This window comes from Paraburkholderia diazotrophica (genome assembly GCF_038900755.1).
Taxonomy (GTDB): Bacteria; Pseudomonadota; Gammaproteobacteria; order Burkholderiales; family Burkholderiaceae; genus Paraburkholderia; species Paraburkholderia diazotrophica_A.
The window spans coordinates 357326-378733 of sequence record NZ_JBBPEN010000002.1 but is presented as its reverse complement, the minus strand read 5'-3'; the positions used below and the strand labels follow the sequence as shown (position 1 = coordinate 378733).

The 21408-nt window shown below is 64.5% G+C and carries 22 protein-coding genes; 12 read left to right on the top strand and 10 right to left on the bottom strand.

Translation table 11 applies throughout. The features are described 5' to 3' along the window. Positions 1–5: 5 nt before the first annotated feature. Positions 6–1046: a UDP-N-acetylmuramate dehydrogenase gene (murB, locus tag AABE10_RS07005; RefSeq protein ID WP_342932563.1), complete on the bottom strand. Its 1041-nt coding sequence runs from the start codon at positions 1044–1046 to the stop codon at positions 6–8. A gap of 181 nt (positions 1047–1227) precedes the next feature. Between murB and AABE10_RS07000 the strand changes: the two genes are divergently transcribed. After that, positions 1228–1713 carry a YajQ family cyclic di-GMP-binding protein gene (locus AABE10_RS07000; protein ID WP_087739445.1) on the top strand — a complete coding sequence of 162 codons (486 nt, stop codon included), beginning with the start codon at positions 1228–1230 and terminating at the stop codon, positions 1711–1713. A 115-nt stretch (positions 1714–1828) separates the two neighbouring features. Here AABE10_RS07000 and plsY read toward each other — a convergent pair whose 3' ends face one another. Then, positions 1829–2470 carry a glycerol-3-phosphate 1-O-acyltransferase PlsY gene (gene plsY, locus AABE10_RS06995; RefSeq protein ID WP_342932562.1) on the bottom strand — a complete coding sequence of 214 codons (642 nt, stop codon included), beginning with the start codon at positions 2468–2470 and terminating at the stop codon, positions 1829–1831. A 121-nt stretch (positions 2471–2591) separates the two neighbouring features. Next, complete coding sequence (gene ybaK / locus AABE10_RS06990; RefSeq protein WP_342932561.1) at positions 2592–3083, bottom strand: Cys-tRNA(Pro) deacylase; 492 nt, start codon at positions 3081–3083, stop codon at positions 2592–2594. Between the two features lie 152 nt (positions 3084–3235). On the opposite strand from ybaK, the gene AABE10_RS06985 reads away from it, so the two are divergent. Further along, positions 3236–4819 (top strand): class I adenylate-forming enzyme family protein, encoded by a 1584-nt coding sequence (locus tag AABE10_RS06985; protein ID WP_428983270.1) that lies wholly within the window; start codon positions 3236–3238, stop codon positions 4817–4819. 77 nt (positions 4820–4896) lie between these two features. Here the strand turns inward: AABE10_RS06985 and xerD are convergent, their stop codons facing one another. Genes xerD through queG form a run of 3 tightly spaced genes read right to left on the bottom strand, consistent with a single transcriptional unit; the run spans position 4897 to position 7643 of the window. Beyond that, positions 4897–5832: a site-specific tyrosine recombinase XerD gene (gene xerD, locus AABE10_RS06980; protein ID WP_342932560.1), complete on the bottom strand. Its 936-nt coding sequence runs from the start codon at positions 5830–5832 to the stop codon at positions 4897–4899. Further along, entirely contained in the window at positions 5829–6311 is a 483-nt protein-coding gene (locus tag AABE10_RS06975) for a methylated-DNA--[protein]-cysteine S-methyltransferase (RefSeq protein WP_342932559.1), read from the bottom strand. Before AABE10_RS06975 ends, xerD begins: the two co-directional genes overlap by 4 nt. Before the next feature lie 36 nt (positions 6312–6347). Further along, a complete protein-coding gene (queG, locus tag AABE10_RS06970; RefSeq protein WP_342932558.1) occupies positions 6348–7643 on the bottom strand; it encodes a tRNA epoxyqueuosine(34) reductase QueG in 1296 nt (431 codons plus the stop codon). A gap of 17 nt (positions 7644–7660) precedes the next feature. Here queG and tsaE point away from each other — a divergent pair, with 17 nt between their 5' ends. Both tsaE and AABE10_RS06960 read left to right on the top strand, forming a co-directional pair. Next, positions 7661–8215, top strand: a complete 555-nt coding sequence (gene tsaE / locus AABE10_RS06965; RefSeq protein WP_342932557.1) for a tRNA (adenosine(37)-N6)-threonylcarbamoyltransferase complex ATPase subunit type 1 TsaE — start codon at positions 7661–7663, stop codon at positions 8213–8215. Next, positions 8197–9741, top strand: a complete 1545-nt coding sequence (locus AABE10_RS06960; RefSeq protein WP_342932556.1) for an N-acetylmuramoyl-L-alanine amidase — start codon at positions 8197–8199, stop codon at positions 9739–9741. The genes tsaE and AABE10_RS06960 overlap by 19 nt, the downstream gene beginning before the upstream one ends. Positions 9742–9848: 107 nt before the next feature. Here AABE10_RS06960 and AABE10_RS06955 read toward each other — a convergent pair whose 3' ends face one another. Further along, positions 9849–10730 (bottom strand): EamA family transporter, encoded by an 882-nt coding sequence (locus AABE10_RS06955; protein ID WP_342932555.1) that lies wholly within the window; start codon positions 10728–10730, stop codon positions 9849–9851. Positions 10731–10897: 167 nt separating this feature from the next. Here AABE10_RS06955 and AABE10_RS06950 point away from each other — a divergent pair, with 167 nt between their 5' ends. Next, the gene (locus AABE10_RS06950; RefSeq protein WP_342932554.1) at positions 10898–11779 is read left to right on the top strand and encodes a pirin family protein; all 882 of its coding nucleotides are present in this window, start codon (positions 10898–10900) and stop codon (positions 11777–11779) included. Positions 11780–11903: 124 nt separating this feature from the next. After that, positions 11904–12752, top strand: coding sequence for a thioredoxin (trxA, locus tag AABE10_RS06945; protein WP_342932553.1), 849 nt, complete (start codon positions 11904–11906; stop codon positions 12750–12752). 82 nt (positions 12753–12834) lie between these two features. Here the strand turns inward: trxA and tcdA are convergent, their stop codons facing one another. Beyond that, positions 12835–13695: a tRNA cyclic N6-threonylcarbamoyladenosine(37) synthase TcdA gene (tcdA, locus tag AABE10_RS06940; RefSeq protein ID WP_342932552.1), complete on the bottom strand. Its 861-nt coding sequence runs from the start codon at positions 13693–13695 to the stop codon at positions 12835–12837. A gap of 209 nt (positions 13696–13904) precedes the next feature. On the opposite strand from tcdA, the gene pdxH reads away from it, so the two are divergent. The 3 genes from pdxH to AABE10_RS06925 all read left to right on the top strand — a co-directional run bounded on the left by pdxH (position 13905) and on the right by AABE10_RS06925 (position 17210). After that, the gene (gene pdxH / locus AABE10_RS06935; RefSeq protein WP_342932551.1) at positions 13905–14546 is read left to right on the top strand and encodes a pyridoxamine 5'-phosphate oxidase; all 642 of its coding nucleotides are present in this window, start codon (positions 13905–13907) and stop codon (positions 14544–14546) included. A 183-nt stretch (positions 14547–14729) separates the two neighbouring features. Next, entirely contained in the window at positions 14730–15944 is a 1215-nt protein-coding gene (locus AABE10_RS06930) for a cyclopropane-fatty-acyl-phospholipid synthase family protein (RefSeq protein ID WP_342932550.1), read from the top strand. A gap of 111 nt (positions 15945–16055) precedes the next feature. Next, positions 16056–17210 carry a DUF72 domain-containing protein gene (locus tag AABE10_RS06925; RefSeq protein ID WP_342932549.1) on the top strand — a complete coding sequence of 385 codons (1155 nt, stop codon included), beginning with the start codon at positions 16056–16058 and terminating at the stop codon, positions 17208–17210. An 84-nt stretch (positions 17211–17294) separates the two neighbouring features. Here the strand turns inward: AABE10_RS06925 and msrA are convergent, their stop codons facing one another. Next, entirely contained in the window at positions 17295–17846 is a 552-nt protein-coding gene (gene msrA / locus AABE10_RS06920) for a peptide-methionine (S)-S-oxide reductase MsrA (RefSeq protein WP_342932548.1), read from the bottom strand. Positions 17847–18228: 382 nt separating this feature from the next. On the opposite strand from msrA, the gene AABE10_RS06915 reads away from it, so the two are divergent. Continuing rightward, positions 18229–18741: a flavin reductase family protein gene (locus AABE10_RS06915; RefSeq protein ID WP_342932547.1), complete on the top strand. Its 513-nt coding sequence runs from the start codon at positions 18229–18231 to the stop codon at positions 18739–18741. Positions 18742–18832: 91 nt separating this feature from the next. Here AABE10_RS06915 and AABE10_RS06910 read toward each other — a convergent pair whose 3' ends face one another. Next, on the bottom strand, positions 18833–19336 hold the full coding sequence (locus AABE10_RS06910) for an Lrp/AsnC family transcriptional regulator (RefSeq protein ID WP_152755553.1): 504 nt from the start codon (positions 19334–19336) through the stop codon (positions 18833–18835). Between the two features lie 132 nt (positions 19337–19468). Here AABE10_RS06910 and kynB point away from each other — a divergent pair, with 132 nt between their 5' ends. Next, complete coding sequence (gene kynB / locus AABE10_RS06905; protein WP_342932546.1) at positions 19469–20104, top strand: arylformamidase; 636 nt, start codon at positions 19469–19471, stop codon at positions 20102–20104. Between the two features lie 51 nt (positions 20105–20155). Beyond that, positions 20156–21406, top strand: a complete 1251-nt coding sequence (gene kynU / locus AABE10_RS06900; RefSeq protein ID WP_342932545.1) for a kynureninase — start codon at positions 20156–20158, stop codon at positions 21404–21406. Positions 21407–21408: the final 2 nt, after the last annotated feature.

Here is a 21408-nt window from a genome sequence, read left to right as displayed (position 1 = left end):
CAAACTCAGAGACAAACCGGCTCGGCCTCAAGCTCGACGCCGAATCGCTGCGCAACGTCTTGCTGGATCGCTTTCGCGAGAGCCAGCACTTCCGCCCCGCTCGCGCCGCCGCGATTCACCAGCACGAGCGCCTGACGCTCATGCACGCCCGCCGCCCCCATCGCACGCCCCTTCCAGCCGCAGCGGTCGATCAGCCAGCCCGCCGCGAGCTTCACGCGTCCATCCGCCTGTCGATATGAAACGAGCCCCGGCTCCTTCGCGAGCAATGCGTCGAACTGCGCGGCGTCGACGACGGGATTCTTGAAGAAGCTCCCCGCGTTGCCGAGCGCGAGCGGATCGGGCAGCTTTGCGCGGCGCACCGCGACGACGGCATCGAAGATCGCCAGCGGCGTGGGCGTCGCATCGCCGATGCCAACGGCGGCAAGCTCGCGCGCGATGTCCGCGTAACCGGCGCGCGGCGTCCACGCTTTCGGCAATCTGAACGTCACCGCCGTGATCACGAAACGGTCGCGCCCTTCCTGCTTGAAAAAGCTGTCGCGATAGCCGAAGCGGCAATCGTCGGCATTGAATTCGACCGGCTCGCCCGTCGCAAGCTCGATTGCGCGCAGCGACGCAAAGCGCTCGCACATCTCCAGCCCGTACGCGCCGATATTCTGGATCGGCGCCGCGCCGACCGTGCCCGGAATCAGCGCGAGATTTTCGAGGCCTGGCATGCCCTCTGCGACCGACCACGAAACGAAGTCGTGCCAGTTCTCGCCCGCGGCGGCTTCGACGTACCACGCATCGGCGTCCTCGCGGACCAGCTTGCGGCCGCGCAGCCCGATCAGCAGCACGAGGCCGTCGAAATCGCCCGTCAACACGACGTTGCTGCCGCCGCCCAGCACGAGGCGCCGCAAGCCCGCCGCACGCGGATCGCGCACGGCCGCAAGCAGTTGCGCCTCGCTTTCGACATGGCACGCGAGACGCGCGCGCACGTCGAAGCCAAACGTGTTGCGCGACTTCAGCGCAAAACCAGCGGTGAACGGAAGCAGATCGGACTCGGACATCGGATGTTCTGGCAAGCGCCCAGCGAAGCGCGAACGGTACGGCGCAATCGGTTCGCGAGCCTTGGGCAAAAGGGAAAGGGGTCGGTAAAATGACACCGGTTCGTGATTATAGCGAGTGCGTCGCGCGCAGCCGCCTGGCGTCAGGCGGGCCGCCGCCGCTCGATACAAATGGGAGAATGCAATGCCATCGTTTGACGTCGTCTGCGAAGCCAACATGATCGAAGTGAAGAACGCCGTCGAGCAGTCCAACAAGGAAATCTCGACGCGCTTCGACTTCAAGGGCTCGGACGCCCGCGTCGAGCAGAAGGAGCGCGAGCTCACCGCGTATGCCGACGACGAGTTCAAGCTCGGCCAGGTGAAGGACGTGCTCGTGTCGAAAATGGCGAAGCGCAGCGTGGACGTGCGCTTCCTCGACTACGGCAAGATCGAGAAGATCGGCGGCGACAAGGTCAAACAGGTCGTCACCGTGAAGAAGGGCGTGTCCGGCGATCTCGCGAAGAAAATCGTCAAGCTCGTGAAGGACAGCAAGATCAAGGTTCAGGCGAGCATTCAGGGCGACGCCGTGCGCGTGTCGGGCACGAAGCGCGACGATCTGCAAAGCGTGATCGCGCTGCTGCGCAAGGACGTGACCGATACGCCGCTCGACTTCAACAACTTCCGCGACTGATATGTGCCGGCATGTGCCGTCCGCCGGACGGCGCGTGCCAACCATTTAATCGCTCGATCGCTCGATATACGGCTCGAGCAAGAAGCGGCGATACGGAGTCGCCGCTTTTGCCAATTCAATGCTTGTGCGACGCCGGTCGCGTGGCCGCTTCCGCTTTCTTCTTGTCACCGATGCGGCTTTCCTGCCCTGCCACCAGCTTCGCGATGTTTGCACGGTGGCGCCAGATCAGAAGCGCGCTCATCGCGACGATCGCCAGCGCAATCACGTTCGCGCCGAATAGAAAGCCGTCGAACAGCGGCGCAAAAATGGCGGCGCACAGCGCAGCAAGCGACGAGTAGCGCGTGAAGAACGCGACGATCAGCCAGGTCAGCAACGTCGCGATGCCAAGCACGGGATTGATCGCGAGCAGCACGCCCGCCGCCGTCGCGACACCCTTGCCGCCCTTGAAGCGAAAGTAGACGGGATACAGGTGGCCGAGAAAAACGGCGATGGCGGCAATGGCGACGGACGTATCGTCGAGTCCGAAACGCGCCGAGAAATGCCCCGTGAGCCACACGGCGATCCAGCCTTTGAACGCATCGCCGATCAGCGTGATAATCGCGGCCTTCTTGTTGCCGCTACGCAGCACATTCGTGGCGCCGGGGTTCTTCGAGCCGTATGAGCGTGGATCGGCGAGTCCCATCGCAGCGCTGACGATCACGGCAAACGACACCGAGCCGATCAGATAAGCCACGATGGCGACAATCAGGTTTTCCATGTTGAAACTCTTATCAGTATTGGAAAGCGCAGCAAGCGGCGCGTATCTCCGAACGACGCTCGCGCAACGGCGCACATTCTACCGCCGCGTTCACGCCGTTTTGCAGATACAGACCCGCACATCAATCGACGCTTGCGCACTGCACCGGCTTCGCGGACAGCAGCGACGTCAGCACGCCCGGCACGATGCTGACGAGAAAGCCGCGCCGCCCGCCGTTGATCAATATTCTGTCCAGTTCGAGTATGGTCGATTCCACATACACGGGCATCGCTTTCTTCGTGCCGAACGGCGACGTGCCGCCGATCAGATAACCCGAGTGCCGGCTCGCCACTTCCGGCTTGCATGGCTCGACACGTTTCGCGCCGATCTGCCGCGCGAGATTCTTCGTCGACACAGTGCGGTCGCCATGCATCAGCACGATCAGCGGCTTGGCCTGCTCGTCTTCCATCACGAGCGTCTTGACGACATGATGTTCATCGACGCCAAGCTGTCGCGACGATTCACCCGTGCCGCCATGGTCGACGTAGTCGTACGGATGCTCGCCGAACTCGACCTTGTGACGGCGCAAGAACTGCGTGGCAGGGGTTTCGGAAACGTGTCTGGATTTACTCATCGGCGCATTGTAATGTCCGCGCGACGCAACGACCATTTGCCAGACGGCCAATTGTGCGCGCTCGCGGATTATGGCACGCTCGTTCGAGAACCTTCCGGCGCAACGGCATGCAGCCGATCCAGGCGCGCGGATCGTCCATGAAGGAGACATCGTTGAATCCAGCCTCGCAGCCTCCTGATATCGCGGAAGACGCGCCTCAGCGCATCGATGCCGCTGCCCTGCTCGCCTCGCTCCCCGCGCGCATCGCCGATATTCCCGCGCTGATTGCCGCGCGTGATCCGCAGTGTGTCGCGCTGATCGAAGACGAACGGCGTCTCACGCGCGCACAACTCGCCGAGGCCGTCAATCGCGTCGCCGCGCTGCTCGGCAAACAAGGCGTGCGCGCCGGCGATCGCATAATGATCGTCGCGGAAAACAGCATCGTGCAGATCGTGCTGCTGTTCGCGGCCGCGAAGCTCGATGCATGGGCGCTGGTGTCGAACGCGCGACTGTCGATGGCCGAGCTCGATGCGATCCGCGAGCACGCGAAGCCGCGCGTCGTCGCGTATGCCGTCAATGCATCGGCCGATGCGCGGCAGCACGCAGAACGCCACGGCGCGATGCCCGCGCCCGGCATCGATATCGACATCGGCGCGTGGTGCTACGCGTTCGATGGCGAAGCGCAAGCCGAACCCGTCGAAGCCGCCTCCGACCGTCAATGCGCCGCGCTGATCTACACCACGGGCACGACGGGCGCGCCGAAGGGGGTGATGCTGTCGCATCGCAACCTGCTGTTCATCGCGGCGATGTCGAGCACGCTGAGACGCGTCGACGCGGATGACGTCGTCTATGCCGTGCTGCCGATCTCGCATGTGTACGGGCTTGCGTCGGTGTGTCTCGGCAGCCTGTATGCGGGCGCGACGCTGAGGCTCGCGCCGCGCTTCTCGCCCGAAGCCGTGCGCCGCGCGCTTGCCGAAGAACGCGTGTCGATCTTCCAGGGCGTGCCCGCGATGCACGCGAAGCTGCTCGAATATTTGCAGGCAAACGGGCTGCCGTGGTCCGCGCCGCAACTGCGTTTTGCGTACTCGGGCGGCTCACCGCTCGATGCCGCGTTGAAGGCGCGCGTCGAATCCGTGTACGGCGTCAAGCTTCACAACGGCTACGGGATGACCGAGAGCAGTCCGACCGTCTCTCAAACGATGATCGACGCGCCGCGCGCCGATTGCTCCGTCGGCCAGCCGATCCCGGGCATCGAGGTGCGCTTCGTCGGCGTGAATGGCGCGGATGTCGCGCAAGGCGAAGTCGGCGAACTATGGGTGCGCGGACCGAACGTAATGCTCGGCTACTACCGTAACCCTCAGCAGACGCAAGCCGCCGTCACCGAAGACGGCTGGCTCAAGACAGGCGATCTCGCGCGCCAGGAGACGGACGGCGCGTTGCATATCGCCGGGCGCACGAAGGAGCTGATCATCCGCTCGGGCTTCAACGTCTATCCAGTCGAAGTCGAACAGGCGTTGAATGCGCATCCCGATGTCGTGCAGTCCGCCGTGATCGGGCGCGCGGTGCAAGGCAACGAAGAAGTGGTGGCGTTCGTCGAGCTGACCGGCGGCGCGACCACGACGCCCGCCGACCTCGCCGCGTGGTGTGAAACGCGGCTCGCGCCGTACAAGCGTCCCGCCGAAATCAAGGTACTGGCCGCGCTGCCCGCCGCGTCGACGGGCAAGATCCTCAAGCACCGGCTACGCGATCTGGCGTGAGCCGCGCGAGAAAGGTCAATCGCGCGAAGAGTCGGCCGAGGAAAGTCAGCAGCAAGAAGGGCCAGTCGCAAAAGCGATCACCCGCGCGGATGATGCGCCGCGTGCAGCGTCTTCAGGCGCTCGCGCGCAACGTGCGTGTAGATTTGCGTCGTCGAGATATCGGTGTGACCGAGCAGCAATTGCACGACGCGCAGGTCCGCGCCGTGATTCAGCAAATGCGTCGCGAACGCGTGACGCAGCGTGTGCGGCGACAGTGGCGCGTGAATATGCGCGGTCATTGCGTGGCGCTTGATGATGTTCCAGAACTGCTGGCGCGTCATGCCTTCGGCGCGCGCGGTGACGAACAGCGCATCGGCGGAACGCTGGCCGAGCAGCGCGGGCCGCGACTCGCGCAGATAGCGCTCGATCCACGCATGCGCCTCCTCGCCGAACGGAATCAGCCGCTCCTTCGAGCCCTTGCCCATCACGCGCACGACGCCTTCGTTCAGGCCGACTTCCACCGTCTTCAGCGTCACGAGTTCGCTGACACGCAAGCCGCTTGCGTACATCAGCTCGAGCATCGTGCGATCGCGCAGGCCCAGCGGCGTCGTCACATCCGGCGCGCCCAGCAGCGCTTCGACCTGCGCTTCCGTCAGCGTCGACGGAAAGCGCGGCGGCTGCTTCGCCGAGCGGATGCGCAACGTCGGGTCGGCCGACGCGCGATGCTCGCGCACGGCCCACGCGTAGTAGCGGCGAAACACAGAAAGACGCCGGTTCGCCGACGTCGACTTGTCCTTCGCGCGCGCTGCGCTATAAGCCGTCAGATCGGCTTCCGTCGCCGTATCCAGCGACGCATCGCGCGTATCGGCGAGCCATTCGGAGAAGAGCCGCAAGTCGCGCCGGTACGCGTCGAGCGTATTGCGTGCGAGGCCGTGTTCGAGCCACAGCGCGTCGCAGAACGCGTCGATCGACGCGCCGCTCGTCAGCAGCAAAGGCGACGCGGGCCGCGCGTCTTCGGTCAGCACATCAGTCATGCGTAGGGTACGCCCTCGTGTTTCAGCAGCCACCGTTTGACGTTGCGATAGTAGCCGTCGCCGCCCGTATGCGCAAAGCCGCCGATGCCGCCCGACGCCACCTCGCGGTGACACGGAATCACGATTGGAAAGAAGTTCGATCCGCACGCCTGGCCGACCGCGCGCGGCACGCTGCCGATGCTCTTCGCAAGCTGCCCATAGGTCCACACGACGCCCGGCGGAATCTCGCAGATCGCTTGCCAGACGCGCCGCTGGAACGGCGTGCCGACATTGGCGAGCGGCAGGTCGAAGGTCGCGGACGCGCGCTCCAGGTATTGCTCGATCTGCTCGACGGCCTGCTTCGCGAGCGGCGACTGCGGCTCGACGTTCGCGACCGAATCGGGCAGATAGACGATTTCGCGCACGGTTTCGCCGTTCGGACCGTCCTGCACGCGCAAGCCGATCTTGCCAAACGGCGCATCGATCACTGCATCGAACATGATGTGCTCACCTCTTTCTGAAGGTCCAATGGATTGCTAAGCCGCTTCCAGCGCCCATTCGACATGCTCGCGCACGAGCGGCGACGGATCGTCGGCGCGCTTGCGCAGCGCGTCGACGATGGCGGCGCGAGCGTCGGCGGAAAGGCTCTGCGGCGCGGCCCGCAGCGCATTGCCCATGCCGACGGCGAGATTGCGCAGCCAGCACTCGTAGCCGATGCGGCGGATCGCGCTGCCCTGCATGCGCGTGTCGAAGTCCTCGGCGCTCCAGCCGAACAGCTCGACGAGCGACGCGCGATCGAGTCCGTGACGCACGTCGAAATCGTCGACGGGCGCGGCCTGCGCGAACTTGTTCCACGGACATACGAGCTGGCAATCGTCGCAGCCATACACACGATTGCCGATCAGCGGCCGCAAGTCCTGGGGAATACTGCCCTTCAGTTCGATCGTCAGATACGAAATGCAACGCCGCGCATCGACCTGATACGGCGCGACAATCGCGCCCGTCGGACATGCGCCGATGCAGCGCGTACAACTGCCGCAATGCGCGCCCGGCGTTTCGGGCGCGCGCTCGGGCGCCGTCGCGGCATCTGTCGGCAAAGGAAGGTCGACGAAAATCTCGCCGAGGAAAAAGAGCGACCCCGCATCGCGTTGCAGCAGCAACGTATGCTTGCCGCGCCAGCCCGTGCCCGCCTTCTGCGCAAGCTCGACTTCGAGCACGGGCGCCGAATCGGTGAACACGCGATGGCCATACGGGCCGACTTCCGCCTCGATCCGCCCGGCCAGTTGCTGCAGACGGTTGCGCATCACCTTGTGATAGTCGCGGCCGCGCGCATAGATCGATACGACAGCCGCCGACGGATCGTTCAGACGCGCGCGCTCTTCCAGTCGCCAGTCGTGCTGAACGCTTTGCGTGTCCGCGTCCGCACTTTCATCATCCTTTCGCACATCCGAAGAACGAGGCAAATGCGCGGGCAAATAGGCCATGCGCACGGAGATCACGCGTCGCGTTCCGGCCACAAGCTCGGCTGGCCGCGCACGTTTCATCCCATGTTTGGCCATATAATCCATCTCGCCGTGGCAACCCGCGTCGAGCCATGCAGCAAGGCCCGCTTCGGCGTTCGACAGGTCGATATCGCTGATGCCGACCGCGCCGAAACCCAGTTCGCGTGCCCAGCTCCGGATACGCGAAGCAAGCGCCGCCAGTTGCGCTTCATCGTAATGACGCGTGGCAGGTGCTTCGTCGTTCGCCGCACGGGGTGGCGAATGCGCGTCGGGACGTCGCTCCCGATGTTGCTCCGACAAGTCGTCGGGGTGCTGCTGGCTTTGGTTCATAACGCCATTTTACGAGAATGCCCGATCAATCCGGTCTCGCGAATCAACCGTCTGCTGCCGTCCTGCTGGAGCGCCATTTTGCGCTCGCGGACGAAGCCGCCACGATGGCATTCGGCGAACGCTTCGCGCATGCGATCGACAGCGTGCGCAACGCAAGCAGCGGGACGGGCGAGCTTGCCTTCAACGGCCTTCAGGTGCAGCTCTTCGGCGACCTGGGCGCCGGCAAGACGACACTCGTGCGCGCCACGTTGCGCGCCCTCGGACACACGGGCCGCGTGCGCAGCCCCACCTATACGCTCGTCGAGCCTTATGCGGTCGAAAGGCCGGATGGGGAACTCGAGCTGTATCACTTCGATCTTTACCGTTTCAACGATCCGGCCGAATGGGCCGATGCAGGCTTTCGCGAGTATTTCGACAGCGGCGCTATCTGCCTCGTCGAATGGCCGCAACGCGCGGGCAGTCTGTTAGGCGTGCCGGATCTCGTGTTCTCGCTCGACGTCGACGGCGATGGCCGCAGGCTCGTCGCACGGGCGTATAGCGAATCAGGAAAGGCATGTCTCGAAAGATGTTGATCAAACCGTTCCGCTCGATCGAATCGGCGGCCACCGCGACGCATAACTGGCGTCGCCGGCAGATTCTCCGCGCGGGCGCATCCACCCTCGTCCTCGGGCTTGCCGTACCGCGCTTCGCGTGGGCGTCGTCGGTGCTCGGCGTGCGCGTGTGGCCCGCGCGCGACTACACGCGCGTGACCATCGAGTCCGATCAGCCGCTGCAGAACACGCAGCAGATGCTGCAAGGCCCCGACCGGCTGGTGGTCGATCTGAACGGTCTCGACCTCGATCAGGCGCTGAAGGATCTCGTCTCGAAGATCGCGCCGAACGATCCGCAGATTCAATCGGTGCGCGTCGGGCAGTATCAGCCGCATGTGGTGCGGATGGTGTTCGACCTGAAGGGCTCGGTGAAGCCCCAGGTGTTCACGCTGCCGCCCGTCGGCACGTACAAGTACCGTCTCGTGTTCGACCTGTATCCCGCCGTCGCGCCCGATCCGTTGATGGACCTGCTCGCGCAGACGGAGCGCAAGCAGCAACAGCTCGACAAGCTCAACGAAGAATCGTCGCCGCCCGCCGCGACGCTGAGCGGCCCGACCACGCCGCCCGCCGACAACAGCGACGCCTTCTTCGAAAAGTACGCGCAGAACAACGCGCCTTCGCCTTCCGTGCCCGCGCCCCGTCCGCCCGCGCATGCGGCGCCGGCGCCTCATACGTCGCAGAAGCCGACGCCCGCGCCGCCCGTCATCGCGCGCAACAACGACAACGATACGGATAACGAAGCCGACAACGGCGACGACGCCTACAAGTTCACCACGCCGAAAAAGGGCAGCACGACGGTGCGCCTGCTGACGGTCGCGATCGATCCGGGCCACGGCGGCGAAGACCCCGGCGCGATCGGCGGCAGCGGCACGTACGAGAAGCACGTCGCGCTCGACATCGCGAAGAAGCTGCGCGCGAAGATCGACGCGCAGCCGAACATGCGGGCGATGATGACGCGCGACGCCGACTTCTTCGTGCCGCTCAACGTGCGCGTGCAAAAGGCGCGGCGCGTCGGTGCGGACCTGTTCGTGTCGATTCACGCCGATGCGTTCACGACGCCCGAAGCAAGCGGCTCGTCGGTGTTCGCGCTGTCGGAGCATGGCGCGTCGAGCGCGGCCGCGCGCTGGATGGCGAACAAGGAAAACTCGTCGGATCAGATCGGCGGCATCAACATCAAGTCCGCCGACGCGAGCGTGAACCGCGCGCTGTTCGACATGTCGACGACGGCGCAGATCCGCGACTCGATGCGCTACGGCACGTTCGTGCTGAAGGAAATCGGCGGGATCAACAAGCTGCATAAAGGCAGCGTCGAACAGGCGGGCTTCGCCGTGCTGAAAGCGCCCGACATTCCGTCGATCCTCGTCGAGACCGCGTTCATCAGCAACCCGGACGAGGAGCGCCGCCTGAACGACGACGCGTATCGCGAGAAGATGGCGAACGCGATCCTGAGCGGCATCAAGCGCTACTTTGCAGCGAACCCGCCGCTCGCGAAGAGCCGGATGACCTGAGTACGAGGCTTTCCGCGAAGCCCACGCCGCAAACAAAACGGCCGCACTGCGAAGTGCGGCCGTTGCCGTTTTACGAGTCGTCAAAGAGCAACCCGGATAAATACGGTTCAACGCGCGGGCGCAAGCCTTTGCACGACCCAGCCGCCGAACACGTTGACGGCAAGACCCGCCATCACGAGCGCCGCGCCGCCGATCTGCGCAACCGTCAGCGACTCGCCGAGCAGCACCGATGCCGACGCAAGCCCGATAATCGGCACGAGCAGCGAGAACGGCGCGACCTGTCCCGCCGGGTAGCGCGACAGCAGACGGCTCCACAGCACATAGCCGAGCAGTGTCGCGACGAACGCGAGATAGACGATCGCGAGCACCGACGACATGCCGATGCCCGTCAACGCCGCCTCGATGCGCTGCGGCCCTTCGAGCAGATACGACAGCACGAAGAACGGCACGGGCGGAACGAGACTGCCCCACACGACGAGGCCGACCAGATCGACCTTGCCGACCTTCTTGGTGACGATATTGCCGAGCGCCCACATCACGGCGGCGCACAGCGTGAGGATGAAGCCGGTCAGCGTCATCGCGTGGCCGCCCTGCATGCCGATCACCGCGAGCCCGATCGCCGCGATCACGAGACCGAGCACGTTCTGCGCGCGAAAGCGCTCGTGCAGGAACAGCGCGGCAAAACCGAGCGTGAAAAACGCCTGCGCCTGCAACACGAGCGACGCGAGACCGGCCGGCATGCCGACATACATCGCCGAAAACAGGAACGCGAACTGGCCGAGCGAGATCGTCGCGCCATACGCGATGAGCCAACGCCAGGGCATCTTCGGCCGCCTGATGAAGAACACAGCGGGAATCGCGGCGAGCGTGAAGCGCAGCCCGCCGAGCAGCATCGGCGGCACGCCATGCAGGCCGACCTTGATCACCACAAAGTTCACGCCCCACGCAAGAACGACGACCAGCGCCAGCAGCAGATCTTTCGGCGACATCTGGACTCCTCTTCTACTTGTTCTCAAAGAAACGAGTTTAGCGGAGCGGCGGCCAACGCATCTTCCGCTTTGCGAAACGCGCGCGCCGCGTCGCGTCATGCCTCGCGCGCAGCCTGCCGGCATGGGCAGTAGAATGACCTGCCCTGTCCCCACCCATCGAGCCCGTCATGTCCTCATCGATCAAAGCGGTTCTCAAGCCTCACGTCCGCGACATCGGCAACCTGGCCGTGCGGCGCGTGCTGCCCGCGATGGCCGCGCGTCTCATTGGCCCGTTCATTTTCTTCGACCACATGGGCCCCGCGACGCTGCCGGCAGGAACAGGACTCGACGTGCGTCCGCATCCGCATATCGGCCTTGCGACCGTCACGTATCTGTTCGAAGGCGCGATCATGCATCGCGACAGCATTGGTTCGGAGCAGAGAATCGTCCCCGGCGACGTCAACTGGATGACGGCCGGCCGCGGCATCGTGCATTCGGAGCGCACGCCCGAACCGGAACGCGCGAACGGCTCGACGGTGCATGGCATCCAGACCTGGGTCGCGCTGCCGCTCGCCGACGAGGACGCCGAGCCCTCGTTCGAACATCATCCCGGCTCCACACTGCCCGAGATCGAGCGAAACGGCGTCATCTTGCGCATCATTGCGGGCACGTCGTTCGGCCAGACGGCGCCCACGCGCACGTTCTCGGGCACGCTGTATGCTGCCGCGCACTTTTCGCCCGGCAGCGCGCTCGCGCTCGAACCGGAGCACGATGAGCGCGGCGTGTATCTCGTCGACGGCGATCTGTCGCTCGATGGCCAGCCGCTCGAAGCCGAGCAGATGGCCGTGCTCGCGCCCGCCGAAACCGTCACGCTCGCGAGCGCGAAAGGCGCGACGGTGATGCTGCTCGGCGGCGAGAAACTCGACGGCGAACGCTTCATCGAATGGAATTTCGTTGCGAGCTCGCGCGAGAAGATCGAGCGCGCCAAGGCCGCCTGGACGAATCAGGAAATGGGCAAGGTGCCGGGCGAAACGGAATGGATCCCGCTGCCGGAGCGCAAGCCGCGCTAGACTCGCAAGCATCGGCAGGGGCAACGCCGAAAGCGTAATGAAACCAGACGAATCGAAGACGCGTGTTGAAACCGCGCCGGCCGCCCCTATTTACTCCAGGTACAGATTCAAGGAAGAGATTGCAATGGACACCACTCTCGCCACCTTCGAAAAGGACGTCATCGGCGCATCGATGCACACGCCCGTACTGGTCGACTTCTGGGCGCCGTGGTGCGGACCGTGCAAGACGCTCGGCCCGATGCTCGCAAAGCTCGAAGCCGAGTACGAAGGCAAATGGCGCCTCGTGAAGGTGAACGTCGACGAGAACCAGGAACTGGCCGCGCACTTCCAGGTGCGCAGCATTCCGCACGTCGTCGCCTTCGCGGACGGACGGCCCGTCGATCAGTTCATCGGCGTGCTGCCGGAAGGCCAGTTGCGCCAGTTTCTCGACCGTCTCGTGCCGGACAGCGCGGAAGCGGCGCGCGCCGAAGCGGCCGTGGCCATCTCCGAAGGCCGCCGCGAAGACGCGTATGACGCGCTGAAAGCCGCGCTCGCATTCGATCCGGGCTACGACGAAGCACGGCTCGATCTGATGGAACTGCTACTTGAAGACCATCGCGTCGACGAAGCGCAGAACGAAAACGATCTGCTGTCGCCGAAAACGACGCAGGGCATCGACGCGCGCTACAACGCGATCAAGACGCGGCTCGATGCCGTCGACGCCGCCGCCGATCTACCGCCCACGGATGCGCTCGAAGCCCGCGTCGCCGACCATCCGGACGACCTCGAAGCGCGTTTCGATCTCGCGAGCGCGCTCATCGCGCGGCGCAAGTACGATCCGGCGCTCGAGCATCTGCTCGCTATCGTGCAGCGCGACCGCACGTTCCGCGAGGACATCGGCCGCAAGACGATGCTGTCGGTGTTCGACCTTGCCGCGCATCAGCCGGAGCTGGTGTCGAAGTGGCGGCGCAGGCTGAGCGCGTCGCTGAACTGACCGTTCGCTGCCGGTTTATCCCGATGCAGATGAAAAAACGCGGCCACGTGGCCGCGTTTTTCGTTGATACAAGAGCTGCGCTTCAAGCCGCCTGCTTCGCGAGCGCTCGCAACACATGCGACGCGGCGGCAAACCCGAAGCTCGCCGTCACGCACACGCTCGATCCGAAGCCAGCGCAATTCAGGCCCACGGGCCCATGATGGCCAGGCGACGTCGTGACGTGCTCCGCCTCTTCGTCGATATCGCAGACGGCTGCTTCCGGATAGATCAGCGGCTCGTCCGAATACACGGCGCTCACCTTGAACTTCGCTTTCGGCCCGCGCGGAAAGCCGTGCTGCTTGCGCAACTGGCCGCGCACTTTCGACAGCAGCGGGTCCTGAATCGTGAGCGCGAGATCGTCGATGCGAATGCGCGTCGGGTCGAGCTGCCCGCCTGCGCCGCCGACAGTGATCAACCGCTGCCTGTGCTCGACGCACCATGCGATCAGCGCCGTCTTCGTGCGCACGCTGTCGATCGCGTCGATCACATAGTCGAAGCCCCCGCCGCCCAGCACCGCGTCGAAGTTATCCGGCTCGATGAAATCTTCGATCAGGCGCACATCGCACTGCGGATCGATCAACCGGATGCGCTCGGCCATCGCGTCGACCTTCGGCTTGCCGTAGTTGCCGTCGAGCGCGTGAATTTGCCGGTTCGTGTTGCTCTCGGCCACGTTGTCGAGATCGATCAGCGTGATCCTGCCGATCGCCGTGCGCGCAAGCGCTTCGGCCGCCCACGAACCGACACCGCCAATGCCGATCACGGCGACGTGCGCGCGTTCGAACGCCGCCAGCGCATCCGCGCCGTACAGGCGTGCGACGCCACCGAAGCGGCGCGCGCGGTCGGCCGCATCGTTCGTTGCGTCGGTAGTAAGATCGGATTGCTCGGTGACGAGAGGCGTGGACATGATGCATGGCTTGGCGAATTCAGGCGTGAGCGTGCAGCTATCTTGCGGATATCCGCACGCATCCAAGCCCGTATTTTGCCTGATCGCGCCCGCAAGCGCCCGACGTGCGCCGCCGCCTCCCCGCACTCGCGCCGTCGATACAACAAGACTCAATACAGAAGTTTGCGACCTTCGCTATACTGGCCCCACTGTAGCGCTTGCATAAAAATATGAGCACTCTTGCCGACCTCCGCAAAAACTATTCGCTCGGTTCTCTCGACATCGCCGATGTCGATCCCAATCCGTTCCGTCAGTTCGACAAGTGGTTCAAGCAGGCAGTCGATGCGCAACTGCCCGAGCCGAACACGATGACGCTTGCGACCGTCGACGCGCGCGGCCGACCTTCGGCACGCATCGTGCTGATCAAGGGTGTCGATGAGCGCGGCTTCGTCTTCTTCACGAACTACGAAAGCCGCAAGGGCCGCGAACTCGCGGACAACCCGCACGCGAGCCTCCTCTTCTACTGGATCGAACTCGAACGCCAGGTGCGCATCGAAGGCACCGTCGTCAAGACGAGCGACGCGGAAAGCGACGCGTACTACGTGTCGCGGCCGCTCGGCTCGCGCATCGGCGCATGGGCATCGGAACAGAGCAAGGTGATTGAAAGCCGTGCGCTTCTGGAAGCGCGCGAACGTGAATTCAGCGCACAATACGGAGAGAATCCGCCGCGTCCGCCGCACTGGGGCGGATACCGGTTGATTCCCGATGCGATCGAATTCTGGCAAGGACGGCCATCACGTCTGCACGACCGGCTGCTCTACACGCGCAGCAGCGGCGGCGCCGACTGGACGATCGACCGTCTGTCGCCCTGAGTCATCGATAGGCCGGCCCGCGCGCCGCATCGCGCCCCCAAGCGCGACGGCGGCGCAATGCGCGGACGGCTGGATCGCGCGCTGCCCTACGTTCGAATGCGCGCAGCCGACGCGTGCCCGGCACGCGCAGCGCACCGCGATCCGACAGGCTTTGCTTTGATTCATTGGACACGGAGAAATCACATGTTCTGGGAGAAGAAGCTGGCGCAGTGGGTAGAAGAAGTAAAAACGAAGGCCAATATTCCGGCGCGCCTCGTGCTGTGGGATGGCCAGCAACACGACTTCGGCACGTTCGCGGCGCCGCAGGTCACGCTGAAAGTGAATAGCGCTTCGGCGCTGCCCCTCCTGCTCGAACCGAGCCTCGACAATCTCGGCGAGGCCTACGTGAAGGGCAAGATCGACATCGAAGGCAAGCTGTCGGACATCATCAACATCGGCTACTCGCTCGCGCGCAGCACGGTGACGAACGCCAGCAAGCTCGCCCGCGTGCGGCGCTATTTCAATCACACGAAAACGTCGGACAAGAAAGCGATCCAGTATCACTACGACGTCTCGAACGAGTTCTACAAGCTGTGGCTCGACGAGAACATGGTGTACTCGTGCGCGTACTTCGAGAACGGCGACGAAGACCTCGCCACCGCGCAGATCAAGAAGATCGATCACATCCTCACGAAGATCCGGGTGCAACCAGGCCAGCGTCTGCTCGACATCGGTTGCGGCTGGGGCGCGCTCGTGCTGCGTGCGGCGCAGAAGTTCGGCGCGAAGTGCGTGGGCGTGACGCTGTCGCAGAACCAGTTCGATCTCGCGACGCAGCGCGTGAAAGCGGCCGGCCTCGAAGGCCAGATCGAAATCCGTCTGCAGGACTATCGCGACATCGAAGGCCAGTTCGACCGCGTGACGAGCGTCGGCATGTTCGAGCACGTGGGCCGCAAGAATCTGCCGACGTACTTCCAGAAGATTCACGATCTGCTCACGGACGACGGCATCGCGATGAATCACGGCATCACGTCGACCGATTACGATAGCGGCGAAACGGCGCTCGGCGGCGGCGAATTCATCGACCGGTATGTGTTCCCCGACGGCGAGCTGCCGCATATCAGCCTCGCGCTCGAATCGATGCAGCGCGGCGGGCTCGAAGCCATCGACGTGGAAAGCCTGCGCCGTCACTATGCGCACACGCTCGACATCTGGACGGAAAACTTCGAGGCGAAAGCGGAAGAAGCGAAAAAGCTCGTCGACGACGAGAAATTCCGCATCTGGCGCGTGTACCTCGCGGGCTGTGCGTATGCGTTCGAGAACGACGACGTATCGATCTTTCAGGTCGTATGCCGCAGGGCGGGACGCAGCGCGAAGACGCTACCGTGGTCGCGCCGCTATATGTACGAGAAGGCGCTGTAGAATCGCGCGCAGCATACGGCTTCGGGCGGGCTGGCGCGGCACGCGTGTATGGCCGGGGCCGCCCGAAGCACGCGCGTTTCACGTCAGCGCACTCTCTCTCGCAACGCATCGATGAAAGAAGAAACGCCGGAGCACTCCGCGCAACTCGACATGTTCGGCAACCCCGTCGGCGAGACGCCCACCGCCGATGCTTCGCCGCCCACGGCGGCATCCGGCGCGACATCCGATACCTCTTCAGCGCAGACCGGCACGCCGTCGAAAAAGCGCCGTGCGCGTGACGTGCTGGCCGCGCAGCCGTCCGCCGATATCGTCGAACTCGCAAGCCAGTTGCCCCAGCACGTGCATCTCGGCACGTCGACATGGTCGTTTCCTGGCTGGAAAGGCATCGTCTACGGAGACGATTACAGCAACAGCAAGCTGTCGCGCGATGGACTCGCGGCATACGGCGCACATCCGCTGCTGCGCACGGTGAGCATCGACCGCTCGTTCTATGCGCCGCTCACGCTCACCGACTATCTGCGCTACGCGCGGCAGGTGCCGGATAACTTCCGCTTCATCGTGAAGGCGCCCGCGCTCGTCACCGATGCAACCGTGCGCGCCGAGCGTGGCGAGCCGGTGTCGGAGAACCCCTGCTTTCTGAACGCGCAACTGGCCATCGACGAATTCGTGCGGCCATGCATCGATGGTCTCGGCGGGAAGGCGGGCGCGCTCGTGTTCCAGTTCTCGCCGCTGCCGAATGAACTGCTCTCGCAGCCCGCGCTCTTCGTCGAACGGTTGACGGCGTTCCTGTCGGCGTTGCCGCCGCTTCCAGGCGATACCTGCTATGCCGTCGAAATCCGCGACGCATGCCTCTTGACGCCGCGCCTGATCCGCGCGCTAAAGGCGACGGGCGTGCGGTACTGCGTCGGCATTCATGCGCGGATGCCCGATCCTTCGCGCCAGGCGGCAGCTCTCGCACTGCTCGACGAAGCGCCGTTGGGCCCGCTCATCGTGCGCTGGAATCTGCATGGCGGCTTCAAGTACGAACAGGCGAAGGCGAAGTATGAGCCGTTCGACAAGCTCGTCGACGAAGATCCGCAAACGCGCACAGCGCTCGCCGAACTCGCCGCACGCTACGCGATCGCGGGCCAGCCGGTGCTGATTGCCGCGAACAACAAGGCGGAAGGCTCGGCGCCGCTGAGCTGCGTGAAGCTCGCAGCGGAAATCGCCGCTGCCTGCGAGCGGCTTCGCAATGCGCCACTGCAAAACGCGGCGCAGGCCGCCTAGCTAAGCCGAACTGAAAAGCAGCGCAAGCCGCGCGGGGCCTGCGCTGCGCGTGCGATGTGAAAAGCGCGCCGTGACGCTTAAGGATCAGGCGCCGGCCTTGATCCGATGGGCGAACTTCTGGCGGAACTTCGCTACCTTCGGCGCGACGACGAACGCGCAATAGCCCTGATCCGGATGCTGCGCGAAGTAGTTCTGGTGATACGCCTCGGCGGGCCAGTAGTTGCCGTCGAGCGGCAGCACCTGCGTGACGATCTGGCCGTCGTAGATGCCTTCCGCGCCGATCTCGCGGATCGCCTGCAACGCCGTCTCGCGCTGCGCGTCCGAGTGCGTGAAGATCACCGACCGGTACTGCGTGCCGACATCGTTGCCCTGGCGGTTGAGCTGCGTCGGATCGTGGATCGCAAAGAAAATATCCAGAACTTCGCGATAGCTGATGCGGGCCGGATCGAATTCGACGTTGACGACTTCCGCGTGCCCCGTGTCGCCGTCGCACACCTGCTCGTACGACGGGTTGTCGACCTGCCCGCCTGCGTAGCCGGACTCCACGGACGTCACGCCATCGACGCCCAGATACACCGCTTCAAGACACCAGAAACATCCGCCGCCCAGCGTGGCGGTCTCGACCGACTGACTCATGTTCGCTCCTTGGATTGGCTCGCCCGCCTCGCCGCCGCGCTTCGACGCGCGGAACGGACTGACTCGCCACAGTCACCTTGAAACCCGATGCTTGATCGCATCCGGCCGGCGGGACGTTCGCGCGGCACCGTCCTTCTGTTCAACACGTGACGCACGCACCATCCGTACCATGTGCGATTCGCGCGCGATTCGTCACGCGAGGCGCAAGCCTCGCAGCTCGCGACGGCGGGCTGCGCCGCCACACCGACTGCCTGCCGCGCCAGGCCCTCCGCGATTGCAGTTAAAATTGGGACAATTCGCCGAATTTCTACATGACCTTCAAACCGATTTTTTCCATTTGGTCGCTTCATCAAGCGGTCCGTTCGCCGGAATGCCTCACGCAATGAAGCGCGCCGCCCCGCCCAATTTCGACGATGCAGCGTTTCGCCGCGCGCTCGGCCAGTTCGCGACGGGCGTCACCGTCATCACGACGCGCGCGCCATCCGGCGCACTGATCGGCATTACGGCCAGTTCGTTCAATTCTGTCTCGCTGACGCCGCCGCTCGTACTGTGGAGCCTCGCGACGCGCTCGGCGTCGATGTCCGTGTTCCAGGCGAACAGTCATTATGTCGTCAATGTGCTGGCCGCGTCGCAACTCGAGCTGTGCAAGCGCTTCGCGACCGTCAAGGGCGACCGTTTCGAAGGCGTCTCGCATGCGGCGGGCGACACGGGCATGCCCGTGCTCGACGGCGCGCTCGCCTGGTTCGAATGCCATAACCGCAGCCGCTACCAGGAAGGCGATCACGTCATTTTCGTCGGCGAAGTGGAGCGCTGCGGCGTCCTCGACAGCGCCGGCCAGGTCCAACCGCTCGTGTTTCAGAACGGCGATTTCCATGGGTTGAAGCCGCTGGGCTGACGGCTCGCGTCATTTCAGCGGCGGCGAGAAAGAAGGATTTCGCAGGTTTTCCGCGCAACGCGCTCACGCCAACCCGCGCCGACCCGCGCCGCTATCCGTGCGGCTGCACCTTCGCGCCCGTCACCAGCGACACGGGGACGCCCGAATCCTCCTTGAGCGTCTGCAGCACGATGTTCGAGCGGATGTCCATCACGCCCGGCGCCTTGTAGAGCCGGCCGAGCACGAAATCCGAATAGTGCTTGAGATTATGGGCGAGCACCCGCAGCAGATAGTGCGTCTCCCCCGTCACGACGAACGCGCCGACCACTTCCGGCCAGTCGCGCAGCGCTTCGGCGAAGCGCTCGTGCCAGTTTTCCTGGTCGTTGCGCATCGAAACCTGCACGAACGCTTCCAGTTCGAAGCCGAGCACTTCGCGGTTCAGGCACGCCCGATAGCGCTCGATCACGCCCTGCTCTTCCAGCAGGCGCAAACGGCGCAGACACGCCGACGGCGAAAGCGAAATCCGCTCCGCCAGATCGAGATTGCTGATTCGTCCTTCGTGCTGCAACACCGTCAAGATACGGCAATCGGTGGCGTCGAGTGAGATCGCGTTCATTTTCGGTCTCCCTTTCCCGTTTGTCTCAAATTATGTTCCAAAGGGGTCGAAATAAACAGTTTTTTTAGCAAGCACATTTCGCTTCATGCCGCCTATCATCCAAAGATCGACGTACAACGATATGACAGACGCATGGAGACACTTTGGGATATCACGCCCGCCGTCGATACGGCGACGCCCGTCTGGCCGGGCGACACACCCGTCGGCATCGAGCGCGTGTGGCGGATGGAGGCGGGTTCGCCCGTCAATGTCGCGCGGCTGACGATCTCGCCGCACACGGGCGCGCACACCGACGCGCCGCTTCACTACGATGCCCAGGGCGCAGCGATCGGCGCGGTGCCGCTCGATGCGTATCTGGGCCGCTGCCGCGTGATTCATTGCATCGGCGCGAAGCCGCTGGTGACGCCTGAGCACGTCGCGGCATCGCTCGTCGTCGGCGTGCCGCCGCGCGTGCTGCTGCGCACCTATCGCGCGGCGCCGACGACAGCCTGGGACAGCGACTTCTGCGCCGTTGCGCCCGACACGATCGATCTGCTCGCCGCGCACGGCGTAAAGCTGATCGGCATCGACACGCCGTCGCTCGATCCGCAGGAGTCGAAGACGATGGACGCGCATCGCCGCATACGCGCGCATCAAATGGCGATTCTTGAAGGCATCGTGCTCGACGCCGTCGAGCCGGGCGACTACGAATTGATCGCGCTGCCGCTCAAGCTGACGACACTCGACGCGAGCCCGGTACGGGCCGTGCTTCGAGCACTGCCTGCATGACGACTTTCCGCAACTTTCCGCCTGAAGACTTTCTGGACCGAACGAACCATCATGAATCAACGTGACGAAGCACTCGCGCTCGACGCAGCCGATCCGCTCGCGCCCTTGCGCGACCAGTTCGCGCTGGCGCCGGGCGTCATCTATCTGGACGGCAATTCGCTCGGCGTGCCGCCCGCCGCAGCTGCGCAGCGCGCGCAGACGGTGATCGGCGCCGAATGGACGCAAGGCCTCATCCGCAGCTGGAACACGGCCGGCTGGTTCTCGCTGCCGCGGCGTCTGGGCAACAAGCTCGCGCCGCTGATCGGCGCAGCGCACAACGAAGTCGTCGTCACCGATACGATTTCGATCAATCTGTTCAAGGTGCTGTCGGCGGCGCTGCGCATGCAGGACAGGCGCGACCGGAAGCGCCGCGTGATCGTGTCGGAGCGCTCGAATTTCCCGACCGATCTGTACATCGCGCAAGGGCTGATCAAGCAGCTGGACCGCGGCTATGAACTGCGCCTCGTCGACGATCCATCCGAGCTGCCCGCCGCGATCGCCGACGATGTCGCCGTCGCGATGATCACGCACGTCAACTACCGCACGGGCTACATGCACGACATGGCCGCGCTCACGCAACTGATCCATCGGCAAGGCGCGCTCGCGCTATGGGATCTCGCGCATTCGGCGGGCGCCGTGCCCGTCGATCTGAATGGCGTCGGCGCGGATTGCGCGGTCGGTTGCACGTACAAGTACCTGAACGGCGGTCCTGGCTCGCCCGCGTTCGCGTGGGTGCCGCATCGCCATCAGAACGACTTCGAGCAGCCGCTGTCGGGCTGGTGGGGTCATCGCGCGCCGTTCGCGATGGACCCGACGTACGCCGCCGACGACGGCATCGGCCGCTTCCTGTGCGGCACGCAGCCGATGGTGTCGATGGCGCTTGTCGAATGCGGGCTCGACGTGTTCCTGCAAACCGACATGCAGGCGATCCGCAAGAAGTCGCTCGCGCTGACCGATCTCTTCATCGAGCTGGTCGAAAAGCGCTGCAACGCGTTTCCGCTCAAGCTCGTGACACCGCGCGCGCATTCGCAGCGCGGCTCGCATGCGAGCTTCGAGCATCCGCATGGCTATGAAGTGATGCAGGCGTTGATCGCGCGGGGCGTGATCGGCGATTACCGCGAGCCGCATGTGCTGCGTTTCGGCTTTACGCCGCTGTACACGCGCTATGTCGATGTATGGGATGCCGTCGAGCATCTGCGCGACGTGCTCGAGCGCGAAACATGGCGCGCCCCCGAATTCGCCGCGCGCGGCGCCGTGACCTGAGG

What these genes read in the sequence shown, in the direction of transcription:
- tsaE (WP_342932557.1), top strand. Translation starts at nt 7,661, where the DNA reads ATGCCCGATCAATCCGGTCTCGCGAATCAACCGTCTGCTGCCGTCCTG.
- murB (WP_342932563.1), bottom strand. Translation starts at nt 1,046, where the DNA reads ATGTCCGAGTCCGATCTGCTTCCGTTCACCGCTGGTTTTGCGCTGAAG.
- AABE10_RS06915 (WP_342932547.1), top strand. Translation starts at nt 18,229, where the DNA reads ATGAAGCGCGCCGCCCCGCCCAATTTCGACGATGCAGCGTTTCGCCGC.
- trxA (WP_342932553.1), top strand. Translation starts at nt 11,904, where the DNA reads ATGGACACCACTCTCGCCACCTTCGAAAAGGACGTCATCGGCGCATCG.
- AABE10_RS06910 (WP_152755553.1), bottom strand. Translation starts at nt 19,336, where the DNA reads ATGAACGCGATCTCACTCGACGCCACCGATTGCCGTATCTTGACGGTG.
- AABE10_RS06975 (WP_342932559.1), bottom strand. Translation starts at nt 6,311, where the DNA reads ATGTTCGATGCAGTGATCGATGCGCCGTTTGGCAAGATCGGCTTGCGC.
- ybaK (WP_342932561.1), bottom strand. Translation starts at nt 3,083, where the DNA reads ATGAGTAAATCCAGACACGTTTCCGAAACCCCTGCCACGCAGTTCTTG.
- tcdA (WP_342932552.1), bottom strand. Translation starts at nt 13,695, where the DNA reads ATGTCCACGCCTCTCGTCACCGAGCAATCCGATCTTACTACCGACGCA.
- AABE10_RS06925 (WP_342932549.1), top strand. Translation starts at nt 16,056, where the DNA reads ATGAAAGAAGAAACGCCGGAGCACTCCGCGCAACTCGACATGTTCGGC.
- kynU (WP_342932545.1), top strand. Translation starts at nt 20,156, where the DNA reads ATGAATCAACGTGACGAAGCACTCGCGCTCGACGCAGCCGATCCGCTC.
- AABE10_RS06960 (WP_342932556.1), top strand. Translation starts at nt 8,197, where the DNA reads ATGTCTCGAAAGATGTTGATCAAACCGTTCCGCTCGATCGAATCGGCG.
- AABE10_RS06950 (WP_342932554.1), top strand. Translation starts at nt 10,898, where the DNA reads ATGTCCTCATCGATCAAAGCGGTTCTCAAGCCTCACGTCCGCGACATC.
- msrA (WP_342932548.1), bottom strand. Translation starts at nt 17,846, where the DNA reads ATGAGTCAGTCGGTCGAGACCGCCACGCTGGGCGGCGGATGTTTCTGG.
- xerD (WP_342932560.1), bottom strand. Translation starts at nt 5,832, where the DNA reads ATGACTGATGTGCTGACCGAAGACGCGCGGCCCGCGTCGCCTTTGCTG.
- pdxH (WP_342932551.1), top strand. Translation starts at nt 13,905, where the DNA reads ATGAGCACTCTTGCCGACCTCCGCAAAAACTATTCGCTCGGTTCTCTC.
- AABE10_RS07000 (WP_087739445.1), top strand. Translation starts at nt 1,228, where the DNA reads ATGCCATCGTTTGACGTCGTCTGCGAAGCCAACATGATCGAAGTGAAG.
- AABE10_RS06955 (WP_342932555.1), bottom strand. Translation starts at nt 10,730, where the DNA reads ATGTCGCCGAAAGATCTGCTGCTGGCGCTGGTCGTCGTTCTTGCGTGG.
- AABE10_RS06930 (WP_342932550.1), top strand. Translation starts at nt 14,730, where the DNA reads ATGTTCTGGGAGAAGAAGCTGGCGCAGTGGGTAGAAGAAGTAAAAACG.
- kynB (WP_342932546.1), top strand. Translation starts at nt 19,469, where the DNA reads ATGGAGACACTTTGGGATATCACGCCCGCCGTCGATACGGCGACGCCC.
- queG (WP_342932558.1), bottom strand. Translation starts at nt 7,643, where the DNA reads ATGAACCAAAGCCAGCAGCACCCCGACGACTTGTCGGAGCAACATCGG.
- plsY (WP_342932562.1), bottom strand. Translation starts at nt 2,470, where the DNA reads ATGGAAAACCTGATTGTCGCCATCGTGGCTTATCTGATCGGCTCGGTG.